Source organism: Komagataeibacter intermedius TF2 (genome assembly GCF_000964425.1).
Taxonomy (GTDB): Bacteria; Pseudomonadota; Alphaproteobacteria; order Acetobacterales; family Acetobacteraceae; genus Komagataeibacter; species Komagataeibacter intermedius.
Genome location: NZ_BANF01000476.1, coordinates 1 through 578 on the forward strand (window position 1 = coordinate 1; position 578 = coordinate 578).

Here is a 578-nt window from a genome sequence, read left to right on the forward strand (position 1 = left end):
CTCATCCGAAGAAACGCTCATCCATGACTTTCCAAACAGGCTCTAACAGCCTGTCGGGTTGGTCATTTTGAGGGTTATAAGGCCGAGGCTGACCCGGCTTATGCCGCCTGAAGCCGTGCCATTCTTTTGCAGTTGTATGCGAGAGCGACGAGTGTCCATTCGGTCGTGACTTTTGCAAGGCTGCGCAGACTGAACCTTCTGAAGCCCATGATGCTTTTGATAATTCCAAAGACCGGCTCCACGGTCTGTTTTCGTAGTCTGTAAACATCTCCGGCTTCTGTGGTTTCCAGTCTCGCCTTCATGGCGAGCCGCCAGGGTTCGGTTATCCGGCGTGGCTCCTTTGCTTCGGGATGGGGTCGGAAGTCGTAAGGCCTGCGGGCACAGGGCCGTCCAATGGCGACCAGCGGATCAATGCCCTTTTCCTGCAGTTTCCGGACCGCCTGTCCGCTGGCGTAACCGGTGTCGGCAAGCACCTTCTCCGGGAGACCGATTGTGTCTTCCATCGACAGCACCGTGTCGGCAAAGGATGGCGCATCCGCTGACGTGGCGACAACGTCGGTTGTCACGATCAACTGACT

General features: G+C 56.7%; 1 protein-coding gene. It reads right to left on the bottom strand.

Features of this window, described 5'->3' with window-relative positions; genetic code table 11:
* Positions 1–98: 98 nt before the first annotated feature.
* The coding region (locus B7449_RS18100; protein WP_048884009.1) for a transposase at positions 99–578 on the bottom strand (480 nt) is incomplete at its 5' end.